The organism is Flaviramulus sp. (genome assembly GCF_982512915.1).
This window is the reverse complement of the sequence record NZ_CEWOCJ010000023.1, coordinates 1-25,889: the sequence shown is the minus strand read 5'-3', so window position 1 is coordinate 25,889 and position 25,889 is coordinate 1. Positions and strand designations below refer to the sequence as shown.

Below are 25,889 nucleotides of genomic sequence, written 5' to 3'. Positions count from 1 at the left end.
AATGCCAAATCAGTCATCCATAAAAACAATGAATCCCGCTTTTAAAACAACTAAAAGTTGGGAAGAATTGCTTGATAGTACCGATTTTGTGAGCGCTTTTTTATCATATGTTTTAGAAGATTATATTGTAAAACAACGCTGGTATGCTGGAAAAGCAAGTAAGCTAAAGTATATTGAATTAGCTGAGTTTTTTAGAATTCAGCAAAAAGGCGAAGTGTATTATGGTTTAATACTAGAGGTAAACTTTGTTGAAGCCTTTTATCAGCATTATTTTTTACCTATCGCTTTTGTAACCGATGAGCATTTTTCAAAACAAGACAGAATTCTTCCCATAGAAATAAACAAAAAAAAAGGCTACATTATTGACGCTATTAATCTTGAAGCATTCAGAAAATTAGTCTTTGAACGTATAGCTACCGCAGAAACTATAGATACTACCAAGGTACAATATCATAAAAGTCATTTGTTTGAAAACATAACTTATGAGTCTTCAAGATTCATGGGCTTAGAGCAAAGTAATACTTCTTTAATTTATAATGACAAATATGTTTTAAAATTCTTCAGGCGCATTTTTGCTGATAAAAATCCGGATTATGAAATGAGTCGGTTTTTATCTGAAAAAAAAGGGTTTCAAAATACGCCCTCATACCTCGGCAGCATTAATTTGGTAGATTCTGATAATGATTATATAACTATTGGTTTGATGCAAGAAATGGTTCCCAATCAAGGAGATGCCTGGGATTACATGTTAAAAGAATTGCATAAAGTGTTTTCAAATTTAGAGTACAAAAATATAGCCATTGATTCACTCCCTAACACCGAATTATATCAGCGGTTAACAATTCAAAATATCCCCCCTCAAATCATAGATTGGGCAGGTTTAAATTTGTTTTTACAAGTAAAAACTCTAGCAAAACGTACCGCAGAAATGCACATTGCTTTAGGCTCAGAATTTGAAGAAACCGCTTTCACGCCAGCACATTACAATGGTGATTACACGGTATGGTTAAAAAACAAAGTGGTGTATCAGTTCCAGAACAGATTAAATACCACCGAAAACAACTTACACAAACTTAATGGTTTAGCTATACAACTAGCCAAGGAGTTTTTAGATAAGAAAAATCGCATCAGAAAACACTTTTTAACCTTTGATTGGACCAAGCTTAAAGGGGAGCGTATTCGTATTCATGGCGATTATCATTTAGGTCAGGTTTTAGTTAAAGACAATGATTTTTTTATTTTAGATTTTGAAGGTGAACCGGAAAGCACCATTAGAGATAGAAAGGTAAAACAACCGCCTTTAAAAGATGTTGCAGGTTTATTTAGGTCGTTTCATTATGCTATTTACGCTAATATTTTTAATAATGCAGAACATTATCTTGCAAATCAAGAAAGCTTATTTAACGCGGGAGAAATATTATACCGTTACATTACTGGTTTATTTTTAGGAACCTATGTTACCGAAACACAAAATGCCAATTTAAACCTAGGTTACAACCAAGAGCGCATTTTTATTTTAAAATATTGTTTGCTAGAAAAAGCAATTTACGAATTGGGTTACGAGCTTAATTCGCGTCCGCATTGGGCTGTTATTCCTTTAAAAGGAATTTCTAATATTATAAATCATTAAAATTTTATGGCACAAGTAAAAGTTCACAGTCTATTTACAGAATTCGATATCAACCTTTTTAAATCTGGAAAACACTTTAGACTTTATGAAAAACTAGGGTCACATTTAGTAACAGTTGATGGTATTGAAGGTACTTATTTTGCGGTTTGGGCACCTACTGCAAAACAAGTTTCTGTAATTGGTGATTTTAATTATTGGATTGAAGGTGAGCACCAGCTAAATGTACGCTGGGATTCTAGTGGTATTTGGGAAGGTTTTATACCATTTGTTGGTAAAGGCAGTCTTTACAAATATAAAATTCAAAGCAATAACAACGACATGAAAACAGAAAAGGCAGATCCGTATGCAAGACGTTGTGAGCATCCACCAAGCACCTCATCTATCGTTTGGGATGATAATTACAAATGGAAAGATACCCAATGGATGAAAAAACGTAAAAAACACAATGCTTTAGATGCACCATACTCTGTTTACGAAGTGCATTTAGGCTCGTGGAAACGCCATATTGAGGAAGATCGCTTTATGTCATATTACGAACTGGCTGATGATTTAGTGACCTACTTAAAAGACATGAATTTTACGCATGTAGAATTGATGCCTATAATGGAATATCCTTACGATCCTTCATGGGGTTATCAATTAACAGGCTATTTTGCACCTACTTCTCGTTTTGGATATCCTGAAGAGTTTAAATATTTAGTTGATAAATTACATCAAAACGATATTGGTATTATTTTAGATTGGGTACCATCACATTTCCCAGAAGATGCTCATGGTTTAGGCTTTTTTGACGGCTCTCATTTATATGAACACCCTGATAAACGAAAAGGCTATCACCAAGATTGGAAAAGCCTAATTTTTAATTATGAGCGCAATGAAGTACGATCTTTTTTAATAAGCAATGCTATTTTTTGGATGGATCAATACCATGCTGATGGTTTGCGTGTTGATGCAGTAGCATCCATGTTGTTTTTAGATTACTCGCGTGAAGATGGCGAATGGGAACCAAATATTTATGGTGGCAGAGAAAACCTAGCAGTAATAAGTTTCTTAAAAGAATTAAACGAAGCTGTTTATGCCTCATTCCCAGATGTACAAACTATTGCTGAAGAATCAACAGCCTTCCCAATGGTTTCTAAACCAACTTTTGTTGGTGGTTTAGGTTTTGGCATGAAATGGATGATGGGCTGGATGCACGATACCTTGGAGTATTTTGCCAAAGATCCTGTGTACCGTAAATACCATCAAAACGATATCACATTTAGTTTAGCTTATGCGTTTACAGAAAACTTTATGCTACCACTATCGCATGATGAGGTGGTTTATGGTAAAAATTCCATTATAGGAAGAATGCCTGGTGATGAGTGGCAACGTTTTGCCAATCTTCGTTTGTTATATGGCTATATGTTTACGCATCCAGGTACTAAACTATTGTTTATGGGTAGCGAATTTGGGCAATATAACGAATGGAATTTCCAAGAAAGTTTAGACTGGAATTTATTAGAGTTTGAACCTCATAAAAACACACAAACCTATTACAAAGAATTAAATAAATTTTATAAAACAACGCCTGCTTTATTCGAAAAAGCATTTACAGGTGAAGGTTTTGAGTGGATAAATTATGGTGACCACGAAAACTGCGTTATTTCTTATATCAGAAAAGGTTATAAACCAGAAGATGATGTGGTTGTTATCTGTAATTTTACACCAACCATAAAAGAAAATTACTGTATCGGATTGCCTAAAAAAGGCAAACTAAAAGAAGTTTTTAACAGCGACTCAAAAGATTTTGGCGGTAGTGGCGTTTCAAATACAAAACAAATAACCATTAAAAAAATTGCTTGGAATGGTAGAGACTATTCTGCAGAGGTTACATTAGCACCTTTAGCACTTACTGTTTTTGAATTTAAAGCATAAAAAAACAACTCATTAGGTTTTAATTAAAGTCTAATGGGTTTTCTTTTCCCTTTTAAATAAAATTATTTTGATACTTCTATTCCATATTCCTTAAAAAACCAAATAGCTTAACAAATTAACAAATTGTAAGTCCTTGTGTTTTTGATAATTATTAAGCTAATTCATTAGTTTTTATACAATTTTAATCTGTTTTTTTTAATAAAAAGAAACGCTAGAGGTCTATTAATTTTAGTATTTTCGTCAATTAATATGGATGCCTTAAAATATGATATTAAATACCGAATTAGAATATAAAGGAAACCTGTTTCCTTCCAAAATAGTTAAATACGAAAAAAACCTAAACGCCCTGTCTTTCACTTCAGAAAATGGTGTTGTTTTACAAATTACAGTTCGCAGGGATAGTGTCCTTCGTTTTAGATATACAACCACAGGAATCTTTGAAAACGATTTTTCATATGCTATTACGAAATACGCAAGCAGAGGTTACAACCACCTAGAAGTTACGGAAGAAGATGATAGGTATGTTATAACAACCTCAAAACTTATTTGCAACGTTTTAAAAGCAGATTTGCGAATATCAATTTACGATGCCGTTGATAAAAGCTTGGTTTGTGAAGATGAGCTTGGTTTCCATTGGGAAGAAAGCTACCACCACGGTGGCGATGTGGTTAAAATGTCTAAAATCGCACAACCAGGAGAAAGCTACTATGGTTTGGGAGATAAACCTGTTGATAACAACCTAAAAGGAAAACGCTTTGAAAACTGGGTAACAGATTCTTACGCTTACGGCAGAGACACCGATCCTATTTACAAAACCATTCCTTTTTACACAGCATTACACACCAAAAAATCGTATGGAATCTTTTTTGATAATACCTTCCGTTCCTTTTTTGATTTTTGTAGTGAACGCCGAAACATCACTAGTTTTTGGGCACATGGCGGCGAAATGAATTACTATTTCATTTATGGCCCAGATATGTCTGATGTGGTTGCAAATTACACCGATTTAACAGGAAAACCACATGCGATGCCTCCCCTTTGGGCATTGGGGTACCATCAATGTAAATGGAGTTACTATCCAGAATCAAACGTTAAAGAAGTAACCTCTAAGTTTAGAAAACTAAAAATCCCTTGTGATGCTATTTATTTAGATATTGATTACATGGAAGGTTTTAGATGCTTTACTTGGAATAAAGAATATTTTCCAGATCCAAAACGCATGGTTAAAGAGTTAGCAGATGATGGCTTTAAAACCATTGTAATTATCGATCCGGGTATAAAAATAGATATGGAATACGATGTGTTTAAAGAAGGCTTAGAAAAAGACTACTTCTGTAAACGTGCTGATGGCCCATATATGAAAGGTAAAGTATGGCCTGGAGAGTGTTATTTTCCAGATTTTACTAACCCAGAAGTAAGAGAATGGTGGTCTAATTTATTTAAAGAATTAATTGAAGATATAGGTGTTAAAGGTGTTTGGAATGATATGAACGAACCTGCCGTTATGGATGTTCCAGGAAAATCTTTCCCTGATGATGTAAGACATGATTACGAAGGCAACCCTTGTAGCCACAGAAAAGCACACAATGTGTATGGTATGCAAATGGCAAGAGCTACCTATCAAGGATTAAAAAAATTCTCATACCCTAAACGCCCGTTTGTTATTACACGTGCCGCTTATTCGGGTACACAACGCTATACTTCAAGTTGGACGGGTGATAATGTGGCCACTTGGGATCATTTAAACATTGCCAACCTACAAGCACAACGAATGTGTATGTCTGGATTCTCGTTTGTGGGTTCGGATATTGGTGGTTTTGCTGAACAGCCCAATGGCGAATTATACGCACGTTGGATACAATTAGGTATTTTCCATCCGTTTTGCAGAACCCACTCTTCTGGAGATCATGGCGACCAAGAACCTTGGGCTTTTGGAGATACCATTACCGATGTAGTGCGTAAATTTATAGAAATAAGATACCAATTATTACCGTATTTATATACTGCCTTTTGGCGTTATGCCGAAGAAGGGATTCCTATTTTAAAATCGTTGGTATTATACGATCAAACTGATCCGCAAACTCATTACAGAAACGATGAGTTTATTTTTGGTGAAAAAATATTAGCTTGTCCAGTAACAGGACCAAACCAAAAAGGCAGACGCATGTATATACCTATTGGGAAATGGTATAATTTCTGGACAGACGAACTTATAAAAGGTGGCCAAGAGCATTGGGTAGATGCCGATTTAGAGAGTATGCCTATTTTTGTAAAAGAAGGCGCCATCATCCCTAAATACCCCATACAGCAATATGTAGGCGAAAAAACCATTGACGAATTAATTTTAGATGTATATTATAAACTAGGTAAAGAAACCTCGCAAGTTTATGAGGATGCTACAGATGGATACGATTATATAAAAGGCCGTTACAGCTTACGAGATTTTAATTTGTTGGGTAAAAAAGATGAGCTTATTATACAACAACACAAAACCGGTAAATATATTACCACGTATAAAACCTTTAAATTGAATTTACACGGGTTACCATTTAAAATCTCTAAAATTGAGGTGGATAAAGTAGAAATACCATTTAGCAAACTAAAACTTAATGGCGATAATACCTTAACCTTAGATAAAGAGTTTACAGAGCTACACATTATGGCTTAAAACACCTGTTTTTACAAAAAAAGCCCCGTTTTATAGTATTACGGGGCTTTTTTGTACTGTATTATTGAGTTTTAGGTATTGATTTTGTGCTAAAAAAATGATAATTTCGCTTAACATCTGATATAAAATATTAAAACGATTTCATATCTATACATTAGGTGGAATTGAATAAAACTATGAGTGAAACAGTCTAAGCTAATACTTCCGATAATCGTACTCTCTCAGTTCTGCTGTACATCACTTTGGTTTGCTGGGAATGGTGTGATGGGAGATCTTATGATGGATTTTAACCTTAAAGGTAGTGCTTTGGGGCACTTAACATCGGCCGTACAATTCGGTTTTATTTTAGGGACACTGATCTTCGCCATTTTAACTATTACTGACCGTTTTTCTCCATCAAAAGTGTTTTTAACCTGTGCTTTACTTGGTTCTCTATTTAATGCTGGAATAATATGGGAAGGGAACAGTTTAGCAAGCATCTTTTCACTTCGTTTTATTACTGGCTTCTTTTTAGCCGGTATATACCCAGTAGGCATGAAAATAGCAGCGGACTATTATGAAAAAGGATTAGGTAAATCGCTTGGTTTCCTAGTCGGTGCATTAGTGGTTGGCACTGCATTCCCACATTTAGCGAAGGAAATGACTGGAGCTTTTCCATGGAAATCCGTACTAGTCTTAACTTCATTTCTTGGGGCGTTAGGTGGTATTTTAATGTTAATAATGGTGCCTGATGGGCCTTACCGAAAACCAGGAAACAAGTTGAAAATATCAGCTTTTTTTGGTGTATTTCAAAATCCTAAATTTCGTTCTGCGGCCTTCGGTTATTTTAGTCACATGTGGGAATTGTATGCCTTTTGGGCATTTGTACCGATCATACTCAAAACATATAGCACAGAGCATCCTGAATCTGCATTTAATATTCCGTTATTGTCATTTCTGATTATAGGAATTGGTGGATTGGCCTGTGTGATTGGTGGATATCTCGCACAAACATTAGGTACTAAACGAATAGCATTCATAGCACTTCTCCTATCTTGCGGATGCTGCCTTATTTCTCCTTTGATGTTCGCAACTGAATCTGAAATCGTTTTTATTTGTTTTCTTATTTTTTGGGGAATAGTTGTTATTGCAGACTCACCTCTTTTCTCAACGCTAGTTGCTCAAAATGCATCAGCAGAAATAAAAGGGTTCGCACTTACCATTGTAAATTGTATTGGTTTCTCAATAACAATAATTAGTATCCAGCTTCTGAATGTTTTGCAGGCTAAAATAAATCCAATCTATATTTATACAATATTAGCTTTAGGCCCAATATTTGGTTTGATCTTATTATACGAAAAGAACAAATCAAACCGCCTCCACACCTTCTTCAAAAGGTTTACCTAAATAAACTAGTTTGTAGCCTTTTTTAATGGTATTAGCCTGTAAATGGTATGAAGCAATTATATGCAATTCACCATTTAAATCTTTAACAAATAACGGGATGCAGTCGTCATCATTACTGGTTTTAGCAATCAAATCATGGTAATGGTCTCTACTTAACAAGGCTATTTCGTGTATTTCTGGATAGGTTCTTGCTAATTCTGTTAGGGTATTAAAATCATAGGTTTGCGATAGCAAATACTCCCTTAGTCCGCTAGTTTCTTCCAACTTTTCTTGGGATGAGATTAACCTAAACGAGCCGTTTTCTCCAAATTGTTTCCCGTATTTTTCAATGGCGTATTTATTAATATCCGAGTTACCGGTTAGAGCCAATAAATAACCCACATCACTCAACTCAATATTATCCATTAAATTATCAGAATATATATTGGTGCTCATGGCTTCCAAACCTAACTCTTGTGCTTTTTGTATGTTGCGTTCGTTGCTATCGATTAGTACCACATGCCTACCATTGGCTTCTAAATATTGCCCCAATATTCTTGAAATTCTGGTAGCACCTACTATTAAAATACCACCAGATTTTGTTAAAAATACGCCTACAAGTTTTGCAAATAATCTGGCTGTGGTAGCATTTAATAACACGGTTCCTAAAACAATCATAAACACCAAAGGGGTAATATACTCGGCGCCTTCAACGCCTTGTTTTAAAAGCTTACTTCCAAAAAGCGAAGCGATACCTGCGGCTACAATACCTCGTGGTCCTACCCAACTTATAAACACTTTTTCGTTGGTTTTTAAAGGGGAGCCTATGGTACTTAAAAATACCGCAAGCGGTCTTATTACAAAAACTACCACCGCAAAAAGGGCGGCGGTTTGCCAGGTGTAAAGCAGCATCAAATCTTCAATATTTATATTGGCAGCCAATAAAATGAATAAAATAGAGATAAGTAATACGCTTAACGACTCTTTAAAATACAAGAGCTCTTTAATGTTTTCCAGCTTACCATTACCTAAAACCATACCCATAACTACCACGGCTAATAACCCAGACTCGTGGGCAAAAATTTCAGATTCTACAAAAACCAACAACACCGTTGATAGCGATACCACGTTTAATAAATAATGTGGTATTAATTTTTTATTGATTGAAAACGCTAGGGCATGCGCAAACGTAAACCCAAAGGTGGTACCAAATAAAATAATTTTACCAAACTCGATTAAGGCTGTTTTTGTAAAACCACTATCGTCTTCCACACTAATAAACTCAAAAACCAAAACAGCTACCAGCGCGCCAATTGGGTCTATTAAAATACCTTCCCATTTTAAAACCGTTGAAAGGTCTTTCTTTAAAGGAATATTTCTTAAAATAGGGGTAATTACGGTTGGTCCGGTAACTATAATAAGACCAGAAAATAAAAAAGACAGCTCCCAACTTAAGCCAAAAATAAGATGCGCCATCAAACCTGCACCAAAAAAAGTAACCGCAGACCCCAGGGTAATGAGTTTGGTAATAACAGGGCCTACTGTTTTTATTTCTGCTCTTTTTAAGGTCAGTCCGCCTTCAAAAAGAATGACACTAATGGCTAACGATACAAAATAATAGAGGCTTTCTCCTGGAAATAATCCCTTTTTACCATTCCAAACGGGCTCAATCCACTTGGTGCCATCTTCACTTAAAAACTCAGCAGCAATAGGGCCTACCAATAAACCTATTAATATTAATGGTAATATGGCTGGAATTTTAAATTTCCAAGCTACCCATTGGGCTAATATTCCTAAAATAATGATGCCTGCTAATTCTAACATATTGTAAATTCGGTATAAAGTTACTAATTTAAGTAAAAGAGATGCTTTGAAGTTTTTAAAAAATACTATCTTTCAACTTTCAGCCTAAAAATTCATCAAATTGTCTTTAAAACCCTTTAAAAATATAGGAATTGGTGTGGCATTTTCGCCCAACTTAAAAGCGAACCTTTTTGAAGCGGCACGATTAGCTGTTTTTTTCAATTCTAAATTATTTTTAATTCATGTTGGTGAAGCTTCCACCGATAAAAAAACGATGCTAAAATTGATTCTTAAAAGTTTTGAAAAAGATAACTTAAATTTTGAAGTAGTTTTTAAAACTGGAAAACCGGTTGATGTTATTTTATCAACTTCAGAAGAAAAAAATATTGACTTACTCATTCTAGGCGCTTTAAAACGCGAAGGTTTTTTAAAATATTACGTAGGCTCTATTGCTAGAAAAATTACAAGGCAAGCAAAATGCTCGATACTTTTATTAATAAAACCTTCAGTTGAACGTGTGCCCTGTAAGCACATTGTGGTTAATGGCCTAAAAGAACCTAAAACAGAGCAAACCATTACCTTGGCGTTTTATGTTGCCGAAAAACTACATGCTGAAAAAATTACGATTGTTGAAGAAATTAACCGAGAAGCCGTTTCTGTAAAAGTTGATGATGATAAATCTCTTAGAAGAGCTACCATTGCTAAAGAACGGATTAAACTGAGAGAAAACTCTAGAATAAAAGAGATTATTAAACATATTCCGGAAACCTACACAAAAAACAAACTGATTAAATTACAGCCTATTTTTGGAAAACAAGGATATTCCATTGGGCATTACGCGCAAATTTCAAGAGCCGATTTATTGGTGATGAACGCACCAAAAAAAATGCGTTTTTGGGATCGCTTATTTCCGCATGATATCGAGCATATTTTAACTGAATTACCAACCGATTTGTTAATTCTACAATGAGCCCTAAAAAAAGCAATATAACAACCTTTTTAAAGACGATTCCGCAAAATATATTTTCTGGTTTTGTAGTGAGTCTTATTGCACTACCTCTTGGTTTAGGACTTGCTATGGCTAGTGATGCGCCACCTATTTCTGGGGTTATTGCCGCTATAGTTGGTGGTATTATAGTTTCCATTTTAGGAGGTAGCCATGTTACTATAACCGGACCAGGAAATGGTTTAGTTGGAGTTATTTTAGTTGCTATTACATCCTTAGGTTTAGAAACAGCTTATGTGGCTGTGGTGTGCTCGGGTTTATTGCTTTTAATTTTAGGTTTTTTTAGAATGGGCTCTTTGGCTGATTTTTTTCCGTCTTCCGCCATTCAAGGGATGTTAGCAGCTATTGGCTTAATTATTTTAGGCAAACAGTTTCACATCATGCTTGCCCACAAAATAAATAGAGAGGATACCATTGATTATCTTTTAGAAATACCTCATACTATAAATGACGCGTTTCATTACGGAACTAAAGGTTTAATTTATGCCGCTTTAGCCGGAGCTATAAGTTTAGCTATTATGTTTATATATTCTAAAATTAGGAATAAATACCTGCAACTTATTCCCGCTCCCATGTGGATTGTTATGTTATCTATTGGCTTTAGTTATTATTTTGAAATAGGATTGCACGAACCCAACCCCATTGCCAAAGAATATATGATTTCTGGCATTCCTTCTATACAAAATATTATAGCCGATTTACCTTCGCCCAATTTTAATGGCTTTTGGAGTTTATCTTTTTTTGGAAGTGTTTTAGCCTTAACCCTAATTTCGAGTATTGAATCATTACTAAGCATTAAAGCGGTTGATAAACTAGACCCTGAAAAAAGACGCTCGAATGTTAATAGAGATCTTAAAGCCTTAGGTTTAGCAACTATTGTTAGTGGTTTATTAGGAGGTTTAAATGTAGTTGCGGTCATTGCACGTAGCTCTGTAAATGTAAATAATGGCGCTAGTAACAGGTCGTCCAACTTTTTTCACGCCTTGTTTTTAGTTATTTTTATTGTGTTTTTTAGTACGCAGTTAACACGCATCCCGCTGCCTGCATTAATGGCTATTTTGGTTTATACAGGTTATAAACTCGCATCGCCAAACATTATTACTAAAATGTTTTCTATAGGTAAAGAGCAACTTATTGTGTTTTTTGTAACGCTTATTATCACCTTAAAAATAGGTTTAATAACAGGTATTGTTGCTGGTGTTTTAATGACTCTAATCATACATATCATCATAAATAAAAACTCGGGATTGATTTTAAGAAATGTATTAAAACCGAATGTTTTAATGTTTAAAGAACAAGACGCTAGAAATAATTTTTATGTGAGCATCAAACACTTTTGTAGTTTTTTGAATTACTTCCGTTTAAAACAACGTTTAGATGCGGTGCCAGAAAACCAAGACATCATTGTAGATTTTTCGCTTTGTGAATTTGTTGATGATACGGTTTTAGAGAACATTAATAATTATCAAGAATTATTTGCGAAGAGAGGTGGTAATTTTGAAGTGATTGGTTTAGATATGCACGATGCTTACTCAAAACACCCCTTTGCTTCTAGGCGCTTATTGCCCGTACCAAAAATTATAAAAAACAGCCTTACCAGACGCCAAAAAACCATGGAAAGCTTAGCAGAAAACTATGATTTAAACTACCACTCTAAAAAACAAAAAAACATACAGTTTTTAAATACCTTTTTATTTTTCAACACTAAAAAAATCAATCATATTTATAATGAATTATATCAAAAAGACAAAAGTATAAAGTTGTTTGATGTGGAGTTTACTGAGGGTGAATTTATAACCAAAAACGAGATTAGCTCTACAATGCTTTATATAAATTTAAATGATATTATACCACAGTTTACATTGGATAGAGAAGGACTTTTAGAAAAAGTATATGCGCTTGCTGGGTTTAAAGACATTCCTATTGAAAATCATTCAGATTTTTCTAATCGCTTTTATTTATTAGGTGAAAATGAAACTGAAATTAAAGCGTTTTTTAATGATGATTTGGTTAGGTTTTTTGAAAGCAATCCTTATTATCATATAGAATCTAATGGCAATGCCTTATTAGTATTTAGAAAAGAACGTTTGGCTAGTATTAAAGAAATTAAATCTTTGTTTGATTTTGGTAAGCGTTTAAAGCAGGTTATTTCTTCTGTTTAAAATGAAGCAGATTAACAATAAAAAATATAAATGATTTCATAATATATTCTTAACATTTTTAAGGATTAACAATAGATTTCTTAATTTTACAATGCTATGAATTTATATGCTATTAATGCTGGAAATTTAAAACTTGATGGCGGTGCTATGTTTGGTGTGGTACCTAAATCTATATGGCAAAAAACCAATCCAGCAGATCCTAATAATATGATTGATTTAAGTACACGCTGCCTGCTTATTGAAGATTGTAGCCGCCTTATTTTGATTGATAATGGCATGGGTAATAAACAATCTGAAAAGTTTTTTGGTTACTATCATCTTTGGGGAGATTTTACTTTAGATAGCTCGCTTAAAACACATGGTTTTCATCGAGACGATATCACAGATGTGTTTTTAACACATTTACATTTTGATCATTGCGGAGGGAGTATACAATGGAATAACAATAAAACAAGCTATGAGCCAGCTTTTAAAAATGCACATTTTTGGAGTAATAAAGACCACTGGTTATGGGCAACCCAACCAAATAAACGCGAAAAAGCATCCTTTTTAAAAGAAAATATTGTTCCTATAGAAGAAAGCGGACAATTAAAATTTATGACGCTTCCTGAAAGTGATATTCTTAAAAATTCAGAACTCCATTTTGATGTGTTTTTTGCTAATGGTCATACAGATAAGCAAATGATACCGCTTATAAATTTTAAAGGTAAAACTATCGCTTTTATGGCAGATTTATTACCAACAGTTGGGCATTTACCATTACCCTATGTTATGGGCTATGACACCAGACCTTTATTAACACTGGATGAAAAAGAAAAATTTCTAAACCTAGCTGCTGATAATAATTATTATTTGTTTTTAGAGCACGATGCTCATAATGAAATTATAACTGTAAAAAACACAGAAAAAGGCGTAAAACTAAACAGTACATATACAACAAAAGACCTATTTAACTAAATTATTAAAAACATGAAAACACTAAGAAACATCATAACTTCAACCTTATTTTCATTACTTCTTTTTGGTTGTGGTAGTTCCGCTTCCATTATATCTACTCCTGTTGAAAATATCGATACTTCTCCTTTAAAAGTTTCAGATTTAACAGAAGCCGAAAAACATAATTGGGGGCATTTAGATTTGGTAACAGATACTATTCCTGGAATGTCTGTTGATAAAGCTTACGCCGAAATTATTAAAAATAAAAAAGGCGCAAAAGTTATTGTGGCAGTTATAGATTCTGGTATTGATATAGATCACGAAGATTTAAACGATAATATCTGGACTAACAAAAACGAAATACCTAACAACGGAAAAGACGATGATAACAATGGTTATATAGACGATATTCATGGATGGAATTTTTTAGGTGATGGTTACGATGAACAATTAGAATATGTGAGAATTTTAGCGAGTGGTAATACAAATAATCCTGATTATGCTAAAGCTAAAGCTGAATACGATAAAGAATACGAAAAGTATTTAGGCTATAAAACGCAATACGATCAAATATTTCAGCAAATTACAAATGCCGATGAAACCCTAACGAAACATTTAGGTAAAAAGGATTACACAAAAGAAGAAGTAAACGAAATTAAAAGTGAAGTCCAAGCAATAAATCAAGCTAAACAAATTGCGCAATATATGTTTAGCAATGGTATGGACTCTATGGGTGATGCTAAAAAAGAAATTAAAGATGGTTTGGAAAGCATCAATGAACGCTTAAACTTTAACCTTAATAAAAACTTTAAAGGTCGTGTTAGTGGCGATAATCCAGATGATATGTCCACTAAATTTTATGGTAATGGCAATGTAAAGCCCGTAAAGAAAAGCGAGAGCCATGGAACACACGTTGCTGGTATTATTGCTGCAGAACGCAATAACGGAAAAGGTGCAAATGGGGTAGCTAATAATGTTGAAATTATGAGTGTAAGAACAGTACCAAATGGTGATGAGTATGATAAAGATATTGCTTTAGCCATCAGATATGCTGTTGATAATGGTGCTTCAATAATAAATGGAAGTTTTGGGAAAAGTTTTTCACCACACAGTGATTGGATTCGTGATGCGATTACATACGCTTCACAAAAAGATGTCGTATTTGTTCATGCAGCAGGAAACGATAGTAAAGATGTTGATGTAGAGCCTAATTTTCCTGATGATAATATTAATGGTGAAGAAATTTCAGATACTTATATTAGAGTAGGTGCTTTAGCTCCTAAATATGGTTCTGGTATGGTAGCTGGTTTTTCTAATTACGGAAAGAAAAATGTTGATGTATTTGCTCCTGGAGCAAGTGTATACTCTACAACACCAGAGAACGAATATGACACTAAAGGTGGCACCTCTATGGCTGCTCCTGCCGTTGCCGGTGTTGCTGCTTTAATTCGCTCTTATTATCCTAAATTAACAGCTGCTCAAGTAAAACAAATTATTATGGATTCTGGTTTAGCGCTTAAACCTAAAGTAATTGTTGGCGGTGATAATAATGATATTCGTCCTTTTGCTGATTTATCAAAATCATCTAAAATAGTTAATGCATACAACGCTCTAATCATGGCTTCTCAAATAGCTTCTAAATAAAATCTAAACTCATTATGAAACGTTACTTTTTATTTGTTTTTTATATTGCATTTTTATTATCATGTCACAGCTCGAAAGAATCAGTTGCTACTTCGGTTTCTAATATTACAGAACCACAAACTAAAATAGAACCCACAAATTCTGATTATTGGCAACAACATGTTGATTATAAAATGGATATTGATATGGATGTAAACACCTATCAATACAAAGGAAAGCAACAATTAGTATACACTAATAATTCTCCAGATGCTTTAAACAGAGTTTACTACCATTTGTATTTTAATGCTTTTCAGCCTGGAAGTGAAATGGATGTGCGTTCTCGAAGCATTGCAGATCCAGATTCTAGAGTGCAAGACCGTATTAGTAAATTAAAACCGAACGAAATAGGTTACATTAAAGTAAATTCTTTAAAACAAAATGGGGTTAGTTTAAAACACGAAACAGTTGGTACCGTTTTAGAAGTAAAATTAGATATGCCTATAAAACCGGGTGAAAAAGTAACTTTTGATATGGATTTTGAGGGTCAAGTACCGGTTCAAATCCGTCGTTCTGGGCGAAACAATGCCGATGGTGTTTCTCTTTCTATGACCCAATGGTACCCAAAATTAGCAGAATATGATTTTGAAGGTTGGCATGCCGACCCTTATATAGCAAGAGAATTTCATGGTGTTTGGGGAGATTTTGATGTGAAAATAACCATTGATAAAAATTATATAATTGGTGGAACTGGTTACTTACAAAACCCAAACGAAATAGGGTTTGGTTATGAAAATGATACCGTAAATAAACCTAAAGGCGATAAGCTTACATGGCACTTTAAAGCGCCAAAAGTACACGATTTTACTTGGGCAGCAGATCCAGATTATTTTCATGATACCTTGCAGGTTCCTGATGGTCCGGTTTTACATTTTTTATATTCCGGTGATAAAACCATTCAAGCAAATTGGAAAAAAATTCAGCCTGAAACCGTAAAATTAATGCAGTTTTTTAGTGAAAATGTTGGCAAATATCCATACAAACAATACTCGTTTATTCAAGGTGGTGATGGCGGTATGGAATACGCTATGTGTACTTTAATTACTGGTGGTTCTAATTATGGAGGTTTACTAGGTACGGCTTCACATGAATTAGCGCATACGTGGTTTCAATTTTTACTAGCGAGTAACGAAGCAAAACATGAGTGGATGGATGAAGGTTTTACAAGCTATATTTCGGCTTTAGCCATGAATTCTTTGCGTGAAGAAAAAAGAGAAAACCCTCACTCAGGATCTTATAGAAGTTACATTAGATTAGCAAAATCTGGCACTGAACAACCGTTAACAACTCAGGCCGATAGATATGCGTTAAATAGCGCTTATGGTGCCGCTGCTTACAGTAAAGGCGCTGTGTTTTTAGCGCAACTAGGTTATATTATTGGTGAAGAGAACTTAAAAAAAACGATAAAAAAATACTTTAACGATTTTTCATTCAAACACCCAAAACCTTTAGATATAGTTAGAACAGCAGAACGTATCACAGACTTAGAACTTGATTGGTATTTAATTGATTTTGCACAAACAACAAATACCATAGATTATGGTATAAAAGCTGTAGAAGACAAAACAGTTACGCTAGAACGTATGGGATTAATGCCTATGCCTATAGATTTAACCGTTACTTACACAGATGGAACTGTTGAAGATTTTTATATCCCTTTACAAATGATGCGTGGTGAAAAACCAACAAAAGCAACTATAATTAAAGATTGGGCATGGGCATATCCAACGTACACTTTTGAAACTTCAAAATCTATAAAATCAGTTGAGATAGACCCAAAAAATGGTATGGCTGATATTAATGCAGAAAACAATAAAATGTAAACATATTATTAATTTAACCAATTGGTTTTTGGTTTTCTTTTTTGAAAAAAATTTCTTTTATGAAAAAAATACTATTTCTCTTTTTTGGTTTTATAACTTCAATAGCATTTGCACAATATGAAATAGTAATCGAGGCCTATGTTGTAGATGATGTAACAAAATCACCCATTCCATACGTTAATATTGGATTTTTACAAAAAGGAATTGGAACGGTAAGTAATGAAACTGGTTATTTTATATTAAAATATGACGAGCAATCTGTTTGGGAAAAAGAAATACTTCAATTTTCGGTTTTAGGTTATGAAACCCTTAGTGTAGAGGCTAATCAGTTGTTCGATTTGTTAAGTAACACTGATAAAATAGCATTAACACCTAAAGCAATTAGTTTAGACGAGACTGTTATCACAGCTATTGCAACCGAGGATAAGCAAATTGGAACTTTAAATTACAGCAATGGTACTATTGGTTATTGGAAAGATAAAATAGCGCTTGGTGGAGAAATTGGAACTAGATTAAGAATAAATAAGAAAAAATCAAAAATTAAAGAGTTAAAAATTCGAGTTTTAGAAAACCTTTCAGATAGCTTAAGGATAAGGATAAATATTTATGATTACGATAAAAGAGAACCCAAAAACAATATTGTAAACACCAATATTTTTCACACTATCTCTATTAAAAAGGGCATAGAAACTATAAACCTAAAGCCATATAACATTGTGGTTAATAATGATGTTATTGTAAGTATTGAGGTAGTTGAGGTTTTTGATGATGTTATTGGATTTGTGGTTGCTGGACTTAAAAAAACAGGGGTGTCAACAGCTTCAACATATACCAGGTATATAAGTCAAGATAAATGGAAAAGAACCGATGGAGTGGCTATGAATTTTAGCTTACTCACCTCCTACCCAAAGTCTAACAAAGAAACCATAACCGTTAGAGCTTTACCAAATAAAATTACCTTGTTTTGGGACACATCCAATTCGATGAAAAAGGATCGTGATATCGAAAAAGAGTTAAGATTTATTAAAGGTTACTTAAAGAAGGTAGAAAAAACAACTGTTGAAGTTGTAGCTTTTAGTGCAAATATTAACGCAAAAAAAACATTTGAAATAAATAGAGGAAATACTGATGAGCTTACAAAATACTTAGAAAACTCTAGATATGATGGTGCTACAGATTTTTCAAAACTAGTTATAAATTCTGAATTAAATATAGACTCCATTATACTATTTACAGATGGTAATGCCACTTTAGGTAATTTAAATTTAGAGACAGATGTTCCTGTGTTTTGTATAAGTTCTTCAGAAAATTCAAATCATGTTGTTTTACAGGATATTTCTTTTTTCTCAGATGGTCATTATATAAACCTAAATAAAAATACGTTAGATAATGCTTTAAATTTTATTTTAAATGACATTAAAGACGAAGAGGTTTATAATGAAGAAGGCGAATTATTCAACCCAAAAGATCATGTTTATGGAAAAGTTTTTGATAGTATTTCTCCAATAAAAGGCGCCTCAATTAAAATTGAAAACTCTTTTATAGAAACCATTTCAGGCGATGACGGCGCTTATAATATCCCTGCAAAATATGGTGATATTTTAGTGATTAATTATTTAGGAATGACGCCTGAAAAGGTTGATGTTTCTAATGAAAAAAACATAGATATTCAACTAGATTTTGAAGGTGTTGTTCTGGATGAAATCTCAATAAAAGCAACTCCAAAAAAAGAAGAAACTATTAGAGATATTTTTGCTGCTGATGGTGTTTCTACCGCTGGTGGTGGTACTTTTTTTACTAGCAAAGATATAAGGCCTTCCGATTTGTTTATCGCCGATGTTTTAAGAAGAGTTCCAGGTGTGTTTGTAAAAGGTAGCAGAGAAAACCCTTCTATCTCCATTAGAGGGAATACAGGCACGCCTTTATTATTGCTTGATGGAGGGCTTATTGGTGATGTAAGCTTTGTAGACCCACAAAATATTGCTGGAATAGCTGTACTTCGATCATTAGCTGATACAAATAAATATGGTTCTGAAGGGGTTCCCGGTGTAATTCTTATTAGATCTAAAACAAATTTTACAGAGAAAGACGAAAACGGCAATATTATTAACTCCGCATTAGTAACTGGTAATGATTACAGTGAACAACTGCCTCTTTTAAATAACATTGAAACACTATCTACTCTTAAGTATTTAAGTAGCGCAACTTCATTTGAAAATGCACTTGATTTATATGAAAAAGATAAAAACGCACAAGTAACACCAACGATTCCTTTTTATATTGAAGCTTCAGATTATTTTACAAAATGGAATCAAGATTATGCGTATAGTATTCTTTCTAATATTGCAGATATCGCTTTTGATAATGCTACAGCATTAAAAGTATTGGCTTATAAATTAGAAGTATTGGGTAAATTAAACGAAGCACGATATATTTATGAAAGAATTACACAACTAAGGCCTAAAGACGCACAATCATACAGGGATTTAGCGCTTATATTTCAAAATACTGGTTTGTATGAAGAAGCTATGGTGCTTTACAAACAAATGATTACAAACTCCATTGAAGATGTTGATTTTTCTGGACTAGATAAAACAATTATTAACGAGTTAAAACACTTTTTAGCATTTCATAAATCTAAAGTTACTTACAACGATTTGCCTTCCGAATTACTTAAGGTTGGCTTTAATCAAGATGTCCGAATTGTTTTTGAATGGAATAAATCGAATACAGAATTTGAAATTCAGTTTGTAGATCCAAATAAAAAATATTTTAAATGGCAGCATACGGTTCTCGAAAATAAACAACGTTTACTTAATGAAAACGAAACCGGTTATTTTACTGAAGAATTTACAATAGACGATTCTCCAAAAGGACCATGGATAATAAATGTTCAGTGTTTAAATGAAGAGCCTCTTTTAAATCCAACGTTTTTAAAATATACAATCTATAAAAATTATGGTTTAAATAACGAAACCAAAGAGGTTCGTGTAATTAAATTGTTTGGATTGAAAGAAAAAGTGACTTTAGACACTTTTATTTACAATTAATGCTATTTCGCTTATAAAAAACTTCGCGATATATCATTACAAAAAATCCAATCTTTAAAAAGTGTTTTTATTATCAAATTTTATTTGAAGCTAAAACCAATAAATATCATATAACATCTAAATACCTTTGTATTGATTGTTATTGTTATTTTTGTGACTACAAAATCACTTATGTCTACTTCATATCCAAAAAAAGAAAAACTAAAAAGCAAAAAACTTATTGACCAACTGTTTATAGAGGGTCAATCTGTTTCTGTATTTCCGTTACGTTTAGTTTATTTAGCAACTTTTTTTGATGATGGTGTTCTTGCTAAAACAGGTGTTTCAGTAAGTAAAAGAAATTTTAAAACTGCAGTAGGTAGAAATCGAGTAAAACGCTTGCTAAGAGAATCTTACAGATTAAACAAAGCGTTGTATTTTAACAGTTTAAAAACACAACACGCGTTCATGATTTTGTACATTGGCAAAGAGATTTTATCATTATCAGATATAGAAATTAAAATGAAAACATTATTTGAAAAATTTTCAAATAAAATTTCTGAAAAATAAATAACATAAAATGAAAAATATATTAAAAAAGAAAGTTATCATTCCTTTAATGGCTTTCGCTATTTTTTTATCAACTACAGCTTTTCAAAATGATTTTTTTGAAATTGCGAAACAGATTGAGATTTTCACTACTGTTTTTAAAGAACTCAATATGAATTATGTTGATGACACCAATCCTGGTGATTTAATGGATATTGCTATAAAAAGCATGTTAGCCGATTTAGACCCTTACACTAACTTTATGAATGAACAGGATGTTGAAGCGGCAAGAATTAATAACACAGGAGATTATACTGGTATTGGAGCTAAAATAAAAACGTTAAAAGACAAGCTTGTTGTTATTGAGCCTTATAAAGATTATCCAGCTGATAAAGCAGGATTAAAAGCAGGAGATGAAATTATTAAGGTTGGAAACACCCTAGTTGAGAGTTTTAAAGAAGATGCTGGAGATTTGCTAAAAGGCACTACAGACACATCAATTGAAGTTACTTATAAACGTCAAGGAAAAACACAAACGGCTACCATAAAAAGGGCTGAGGTAGAAATAAAAGCAGTTCCCCACTTCTCGATGGTAAATAACAAAACAGGGTATATCGTTTTAAGTAGTTTTAGTGATAAAGCTTTCTTAGAAACAAATTATGCTTTAAGAGATTTAAAAGCACAAGGCGCTGAGCGAATTATTTTAGACTTAAGAGGCAACCCTGGCGGATTGGTTAATGAGGCTATTAAAATTGTTAATCTTTTTGTACCTAAAGGCCAATTAGTTGTAACGACTAAATCTAAAGTAGAGAAATATAACAAAACGTATTACACACAAAACGATCCTATCGACACAGAAATACCTTTAGTTATTTTAATTAACGGTAATAGCGCCTCAGCAAGTGAAATAGTTTCTGGGGCCTTACAAGATCTTGATCGTGCTGTAATTGTTGGTTCTAGAAGTTTTGGAAAGGGTTTGGTACAACGCCCAAAACAACTTACTTACGGGACTCAGGTTAAAATTACTATTTCTAGATATTATACGCCTTCTGGTAGATGTATTCAATCTTTAGATTATTGGCATAAAGATGATAAAGGTGGCGCTGTAAGGATTAAACAAGAAAACTATAACGAATTTAAAACCAAAAAAGGGAGAAAGGTTTTTGATGGTGGCGGTGTTCTACCAGACGTTTTTATTGGCTCGCAAACAAATTCTCCTATAACCACTGCAATTATTAACAATGATTTAATTTTTAATTACGCAACCAACTATCATTACAAACATAACATTGAAGATGTAAATAGTTTAATTTTAAATAATTCAGATTTTGAAGACTTTAAAAATTATTTGAAAATTAATAATTTTACATTTGAAACCGATACTGAAAAAGCGCTTTTTAAAGCTTTTGAAACCGCTAAAGTTGAATCATTGAATAATGATATTAAAGAAGATTTTAATACTTTAATATCAAATTTAAACGCCTCAAAAACCTCAATAATAGATCAAAATAAAACATATATATTAAAACTACTTACAGAAGAAATTGTAAAGCAATATGCTTACAGAGAAGGTTTGTATGAATATTATAAAATACACGATGCTCAAATAAAAAAATCTAATGAAATACTTGAAAATCCTGCTACTTATTTAGGATATTTAAAATAAATTTCAGCGTTTTATCGTTATAAAAACCCTTGTTATCAGGCATCTGGCATGGTTTTAGATTTAAAATAGTATATTTATACCTGTTCTATAATCCTACTATGAATAAATTTTTGATTTCAATTTTTATAACATTTAACACGGTGTTTGCTTTCTCCCAAAAAGAGCTAACACATGAAGTTTATTTTGAAACCGATAAATTTGATGTCCCTATAACCGAAGAAAATCGCTTATTACTTTTTATTTCAAAACTTTTAGATGTAGATATTGATTCTATTTCTATTTTTGGTTTTTGTGATGATATTGGAGCAGAAACTTATAATCTAAAACTATCTCAACAACGAGCAAATGCGATAAAAACTATTTTTTCAAATAACGAAATTAGTGAGTCTTTAATAACAAATGTTGATGGAAAAGGTGAGATTCTTTTAAAAATTGTTGAAGAAAAAAATATTTTAAACATAAGGGGTTTAAATAGAAAAGTTGAAATTAATGTTAAGCCAAAACCTCCAAAACCTCTAGTAAAAGATACTATTCCTAAGGCTATTGTTAAAGAAAAAGATGTTGTTGATTTAATAAAAGAGAGCTCAAAAGGGGATAAAATAGTTTTTAAAAATATTTTATTTAAAACAGGTTATGCCACTATAACCCCGGAATCTAAGTTAAATTTAGATAATATAGCCAAAGCACTTGTAGAAAGAAAAGATATTTACTTTACCATTCAAGGGCATGTTTGTTGTACTCAACTTACTAGAGACGCTATTGATAGAAAAACTCAATTACGCAACCTTTCTGAAGCAAGAGCTAAGTTTGTTTATGACTATTTTGCTAAAAAAGGTGTTGATAAAAAAAGAATGCGCCATTTAGGTTTGCGTCGAAAATTTCCTCTTGGTGGCGATCCTAAACTTGACAGAAGAGTAGAAATCGTTATTACGTATGTTGATGATTCTAATTAAAGGTTTATGGTTTGTAAAACTAGTTTTATCTCGATAATAGTCTTTTTTTTCATAAACACTGATTTATTCTCTCAAACCTTTGTTCCTGATGATAATTTTGAACAAGCCTTAATCGACTTAGGTTTAGATACGGCTCCTTTAAATAATTTTGTTCCAACTGAAAATATTATTGGTATAACTAGCTTAAATATACGCGAGAAAAACATCTTAGACCTTACGGGTATTGAAGATTTTACAGCGTTATCTATACTTGATTGTTCAACAAACAAATTAAATGCTATAGATGTATCTAAAAACACAAATCTTACAGAATTGTATGTTTTTGATAATGAGTTAACTAATTTAGATGTAAGTACGCTCCCGGATTTAAAAATTTTATGGTGCCATAATAACCTAATATCTGTAGTAAACACCAACCAAAATCCTGACTTAATATCATTAGTTTGTAGAAACAACCGGTTAGAAACTCTAAATGTTACTAAAAATCCTGAACTTGTTGTTTTAGCTTTTGAAAATAACGAAATTTCAAATATTGATTTAAGTAACAATTCTTTTTTGGGAAGACTACAAGCTGGCAGAAACCGTTTAACATCTTTGGATGTAGCACAAAACATAAATCTTTCATATATTTCTTGTGAAGAGAACAATATTAACTCATTAGAAACAATTAATAATTTAAACTTAAGCACTTTAATTTGCTACTCCAATAACATTTCAGAATTAGATTTATCTAGAAACGCTTCGTTAACAGTTTTAGATTGTAATAACAATAATTTATGCAGACTCAATCTTAGAAACGGCAATAACGCCTTTGCTATTGCAGATTTTAGATTGAATAGCTCATTGGGTTGTGTTGTTGTTGATAATCCATCAAAGATACCTATTAATTGGGAACCAGAAGATTTTATTAGTTATGTTATTTCTCAAGACGATTGCGATATCACGGTACCAGTAGATAGATTGAATAATATAGTTTCTAACAATTCTTTTACATTACCAGTACTTTTAAATGGAAATTATTTTACAGAAACAGGTGGAAATGGTGTGATGTTAAATTCTGGTGATGTTATTTCTACATCACAAACTATTTACATTTATAAAGAAACTATTTGTGATAGTAATGAAACCTCTTTTAGTCTTTTAATTAGCAATGACAGTTATTTTATTCCAAAATATTTCACTCCAAATAATGATGGAAACCATGATTTCTGGGAGGTTTTTGATAATACAAATAGCATAAAACACATTTCTATTTACAACCAATATGGAAAACTATTAAAGTTTTTACCTAAAAATGCTTTTATTTGGGATGGTACAATGAATGGAAACCAATTACCTACTAATGATTATTGGTATGTTATAGTTTTGAATTCTGGTGAAATAGTAAAAGGGCATTTTTCACTAAAACGATAATTACTTTTTTATCATAGCAATATGCGGAATATCATCTTCTAGATACTCCTCTCCTTTTGCTTTAAAACCTAAATTAGAGTAAAATTGTTTAAGATAACATTGAGCAGAAATTTTTATAACCGTTTCGTTATAATAATCTTTTATAGCTTTTATGGATATTTCCATAATATCATAACCATACTTAAAAGAACGCTCATTTTTAAAAACCACTACCCTACCAATACTAGCATATTCAAAATAATCTCCTGGTTTAAAAATACGTGTATACGCTACTAAATTATTGTTTTTAAAGCCTAAAACATGTAATGCTTTTTGATCTTTACCATCAATATCTTGATAAACACAGTCTTGCTCAACTACAAAAACTTCACTACGTAATTGAAGTAAATTGTATAACTCTTGAGTTGTTAATTCAAAAAAAGATTTAATTTTAAATGTTATCATAAATAACTATTATAAACACCTTTTAAAAGAAAAAATTATTAACAAGATAAAGGGATTTTATCTATTCTATCTTGATGTCTACCACCCTCAAACTCCGTGTTTAAAAATTCTTCAACCATTTCAACAGCTTGATGAATCGCTGTAAATCTAGCTGGTATACAAATTACATTAGCGTTATTATGGCTTCTGGTTAAATGGGTTATTTCTTTATTCCAACACAAGCCTGCTCGAACTTTTTGATGTTTATTAGCTGTCATAGCTACACCATTTGCACTACCACAAATTAGTATACCATATTGAGATATGTTATCTTCAACATCTTGAGCGACTGGATGTACAAAATCAGCGTAATCTACACTATCATTACTATTAGTACCGTGGTTAATAACTTTGTATCCTTTTGATTCTAAATAAATTACAATAGCAAATTTATAATCTGTTCCAGCGTGATCGTTTCCTATAGAAATAGTCATTTTATATTAATTTTAAAGTATACTAACAAAGGTAACAATTATAAATATTGTGTATTAAAATATTCATTACTTGTTAATAAGTGTTTATAGTTTTATAAAACTTTAATTAGGATTTTAAATTAAAAATTACAATCCATAACCTACGGCTAATATGCAAATAAGTTAATGTAATTTTTTTGTTAAGTTATTAACATTAAAAAGTATATTTATAAGCTATAAAAATATAAAAACTTATTAAAAAAAAGATGTTAATTTAGGTTGTGAACAATTGTTAATAGTAATTATAATCAACCTCATTTTTAATAAATTAAGAATTTATATATTGTTTATTATGTTTTAAAAAATGATCAATAACTTAAAAACATAACT

17 protein-coding genes are annotated in these 25,889 nt (G+C 32.3%); 14 read left to right on the top strand and 3 right to left on the bottom strand.

Annotated elements, in window-relative coordinates:
* Position 1: 1 nt before the first annotated feature.
* From AC1XJX_RS12030 to AC1XJX_RS12015, 4 genes are all read left to right on the top strand, one after another.
* Positions 2-1,630 (top strand): trehalose synthase, encoded by a 1,629-nt coding sequence (locus AC1XJX_RS12030; protein WP_482004233.1) that lies wholly within the window; start codon positions 2-4, stop codon positions 1,628-1,630.
* Positions 1,631-1,636: 6 nt separating this feature from the next.
* Entirely contained in the window at positions 1,637-3,547 is a 1,911-nt protein-coding gene (gene glgB / locus AC1XJX_RS12025) for a 1,4-alpha-glucan branching protein GlgB (RefSeq protein ID WP_482004232.1), read from the top strand.
* A 265-nt stretch (positions 3,548-3,812) separates the two neighbouring features.
* Positions 3,813-6,215, top strand: coding sequence for a glycoside hydrolase family 31 protein (locus AC1XJX_RS12020; RefSeq protein WP_482004231.1), 2,403 nt, complete (start codon positions 3,813-3,815; stop codon positions 6,213-6,215).
* A 180-nt stretch (positions 6,216-6,395) separates the two neighbouring features.
* Positions 6,396-7,601: an MFS transporter gene (locus AC1XJX_RS12015; RefSeq protein ID WP_482004230.1), complete on the top strand. Its 1,206-nt coding sequence runs from the start codon at positions 6,396-6,398 to the stop codon at positions 7,599-7,601.
* Here the strand turns inward: AC1XJX_RS12015 and AC1XJX_RS12010 are convergent.
* Positions 7,563-9,404: a cation:proton antiporter gene (locus AC1XJX_RS12010; RefSeq protein ID WP_482004229.1), complete on the bottom strand. Its 1,842-nt coding sequence runs from the start codon at positions 9,402-9,404 to the stop codon at positions 7,563-7,565. The genes AC1XJX_RS12015 and AC1XJX_RS12010 overlap by 39 nt on opposite strands.
* Before the next feature lie 100 nt (positions 9,405-9,504).
* Here AC1XJX_RS12010 and AC1XJX_RS12005 point away from each other — a divergent pair, with 100 nt between their 5' ends.
* The 10 genes from AC1XJX_RS12005 (at position 9,505) to AC1XJX_RS11960 (ending at position 24,603) form a co-directional block, all read left to right on the top strand.
* Positions 9,505-10,353, top strand: a complete 849-nt coding sequence (locus AC1XJX_RS12005) for a universal stress protein (protein WP_482004228.1) — start codon at positions 9,505-9,507, stop codon at positions 10,351-10,353.
* Positions 10,350-12,551 carry a SulP family inorganic anion transporter gene (locus AC1XJX_RS12000; RefSeq protein ID WP_482004227.1) on the top strand — a complete coding sequence of 734 codons (2,202 nt, stop codon included), beginning with the start codon at positions 10,350-10,352 and terminating at the stop codon, positions 12,549-12,551. Before AC1XJX_RS12005 ends, AC1XJX_RS12000 begins: the two co-directional genes overlap by 4 nt.
* Positions 12,552-12,647: 96 nt before the next feature.
* Positions 12,648-13,508, top strand: coding sequence for an MBL fold metallo-hydrolase (locus AC1XJX_RS11995; protein WP_482004226.1), 861 nt, complete (start codon positions 12,648-12,650; stop codon positions 13,506-13,508).
* A 12-nt stretch (positions 13,509-13,520) separates the two neighbouring features.
* Positions 13,521-15,131, top strand: coding sequence for a S8 family peptidase (locus tag AC1XJX_RS11990; RefSeq protein WP_482004225.1), 1,611 nt, complete (start codon positions 13,521-13,523; stop codon positions 15,129-15,131).
* A gap of 14 nt (positions 15,132-15,145) precedes the next feature.
* On the top strand, positions 15,146-16,993 hold the full coding sequence (locus AC1XJX_RS11985) for a M1 family metallopeptidase (protein WP_482004224.1): 1,848 nt from the start codon (positions 15,146-15,148) through the stop codon (positions 16,991-16,993).
* A 59-nt stretch (positions 16,994-17,052) separates the two neighbouring features.
* Entirely contained in the window at positions 17,053-20,043 is a 2,991-nt protein-coding gene (locus AC1XJX_RS11980) for a carboxypeptidase-like regulatory domain-containing protein (RefSeq protein WP_482004223.1), read from the top strand.
* A 171-nt stretch (positions 20,044-20,214) separates the two neighbouring features.
* Positions 20,215-20,592, top strand: coding sequence for a ribonuclease P protein component (gene rnpA / locus AC1XJX_RS11975; RefSeq protein ID WP_482004222.1), 378 nt, complete (start codon positions 20,215-20,217; stop codon positions 20,590-20,592).
* A 10-nt stretch (positions 20,593-20,602) separates the two neighbouring features.
* Complete coding sequence (locus AC1XJX_RS11970) at positions 20,603-22,237, top strand: S41 family peptidase (RefSeq protein WP_482004221.1); 1,635 nt, start codon at positions 20,603-20,605, stop codon at positions 22,235-22,237.
* A gap of 98 nt (positions 22,238-22,335) precedes the next feature.
* Positions 22,336-23,190, top strand: a complete 855-nt coding sequence (locus tag AC1XJX_RS11965; protein ID WP_482004220.1) for an OmpA family protein — start codon at positions 22,336-22,338, stop codon at positions 23,188-23,190.
* 6 nt (positions 23,191-23,196) lie between these two features.
* Positions 23,197-24,603, top strand: a complete 1,407-nt coding sequence (locus AC1XJX_RS11960; RefSeq protein ID WP_482004219.1) for a T9SS type B sorting domain-containing protein — start codon at positions 23,197-23,199, stop codon at positions 24,601-24,603.
* On the opposite strand, the gene AC1XJX_RS11955 is transcribed toward AC1XJX_RS11960, so the two are convergent.
* Both AC1XJX_RS11955 and rpiB read right to left on the bottom strand, forming a co-directional pair.
* Positions 24,604-25,047, bottom strand: coding sequence for a GNAT family N-acetyltransferase (locus AC1XJX_RS11955; RefSeq protein ID WP_482004218.1), 444 nt, complete (start codon positions 25,045-25,047; stop codon positions 24,604-24,606).
* A 38-nt stretch (positions 25,048-25,085) separates the two neighbouring features.
* Positions 25,086-25,520: a ribose 5-phosphate isomerase B gene (gene rpiB, locus AC1XJX_RS11950; RefSeq protein WP_482004217.1), complete on the bottom strand. Its 435-nt coding sequence runs from the start codon at positions 25,518-25,520 to the stop codon at positions 25,086-25,088.
* Between the last annotated feature and the right edge of the window lie 369 nt (positions 25,521-25,889).

What these genes read in the sequence shown, in the direction of transcription:
- AC1XJX_RS12000 (WP_482004227.1), top strand. Translation starts at nt 10,350, where the DNA reads ATGAGCCCTAAAAAAAGCAATATAACAACCTTTTTAAAGACGATTCCG.
- AC1XJX_RS11965 (WP_482004220.1), top strand. Translation starts at nt 22,336, where the DNA reads ATGAATAAATTTTTGATTTCAATTTTTATAACATTTAACACGGTGTTT.
- AC1XJX_RS11990 (WP_482004225.1), top strand. Translation starts at nt 13,521, where the DNA reads ATGAAAACACTAAGAAACATCATAACTTCAACCTTATTTTCATTACTT.
- glgB (WP_482004232.1), top strand. Translation starts at nt 1,637, where the DNA reads ATGGCACAAGTAAAAGTTCACAGTCTATTTACAGAATTCGATATCAAC.
- rnpA (WP_482004222.1), top strand. Translation starts at nt 20,215, where the DNA reads ATGTCTACTTCATATCCAAAAAAAGAAAAACTAAAAAGCAAAAAACTT.
- AC1XJX_RS11995 (WP_482004226.1), top strand. Translation starts at nt 12,648, where the DNA reads ATGAATTTATATGCTATTAATGCTGGAAATTTAAAACTTGATGGCGGT.
- AC1XJX_RS11955 (WP_482004218.1), bottom strand. Translation starts at nt 25,047, where the DNA reads ATGATAACATTTAAAATTAAATCTTTTTTTGAATTAACAACTCAAGAG.
- AC1XJX_RS12020 (WP_482004231.1), top strand. Translation starts at nt 3,813, where the DNA reads ATGATATTAAATACCGAATTAGAATATAAAGGAAACCTGTTTCCTTCC.
- AC1XJX_RS12030 (WP_482004233.1), top strand. Translation starts at nt 2, where the DNA reads ATGCCAAATCAGTCATCCATAAAAACAATGAATCCCGCTTTTAAAACA.
- AC1XJX_RS12010 (WP_482004229.1), bottom strand. Translation starts at nt 9,404, where the DNA reads ATGTTAGAATTAGCAGGCATCATTATTTTAGGAATATTAGCCCAATGG.
- AC1XJX_RS11970 (WP_482004221.1), top strand. Translation starts at nt 20,603, where the DNA reads ATGAAAAATATATTAAAAAAGAAAGTTATCATTCCTTTAATGGCTTTC.
- rpiB (WP_482004217.1), bottom strand. Translation starts at nt 25,520, where the DNA reads ATGACTATTTCTATAGGAAACGATCACGCTGGAACAGATTATAAATTT.
- AC1XJX_RS11985 (WP_482004224.1), top strand. Translation starts at nt 15,146, where the DNA reads ATGAAACGTTACTTTTTATTTGTTTTTTATATTGCATTTTTATTATCA.
- AC1XJX_RS11960 (WP_482004219.1), top strand. Translation starts at nt 23,197, where the DNA reads ATGGTTTGTAAAACTAGTTTTATCTCGATAATAGTCTTTTTTTTCATA.
- AC1XJX_RS11980 (WP_482004223.1), top strand. Translation starts at nt 17,053, where the DNA reads ATGAAAAAAATACTATTTCTCTTTTTTGGTTTTATAACTTCAATAGCA.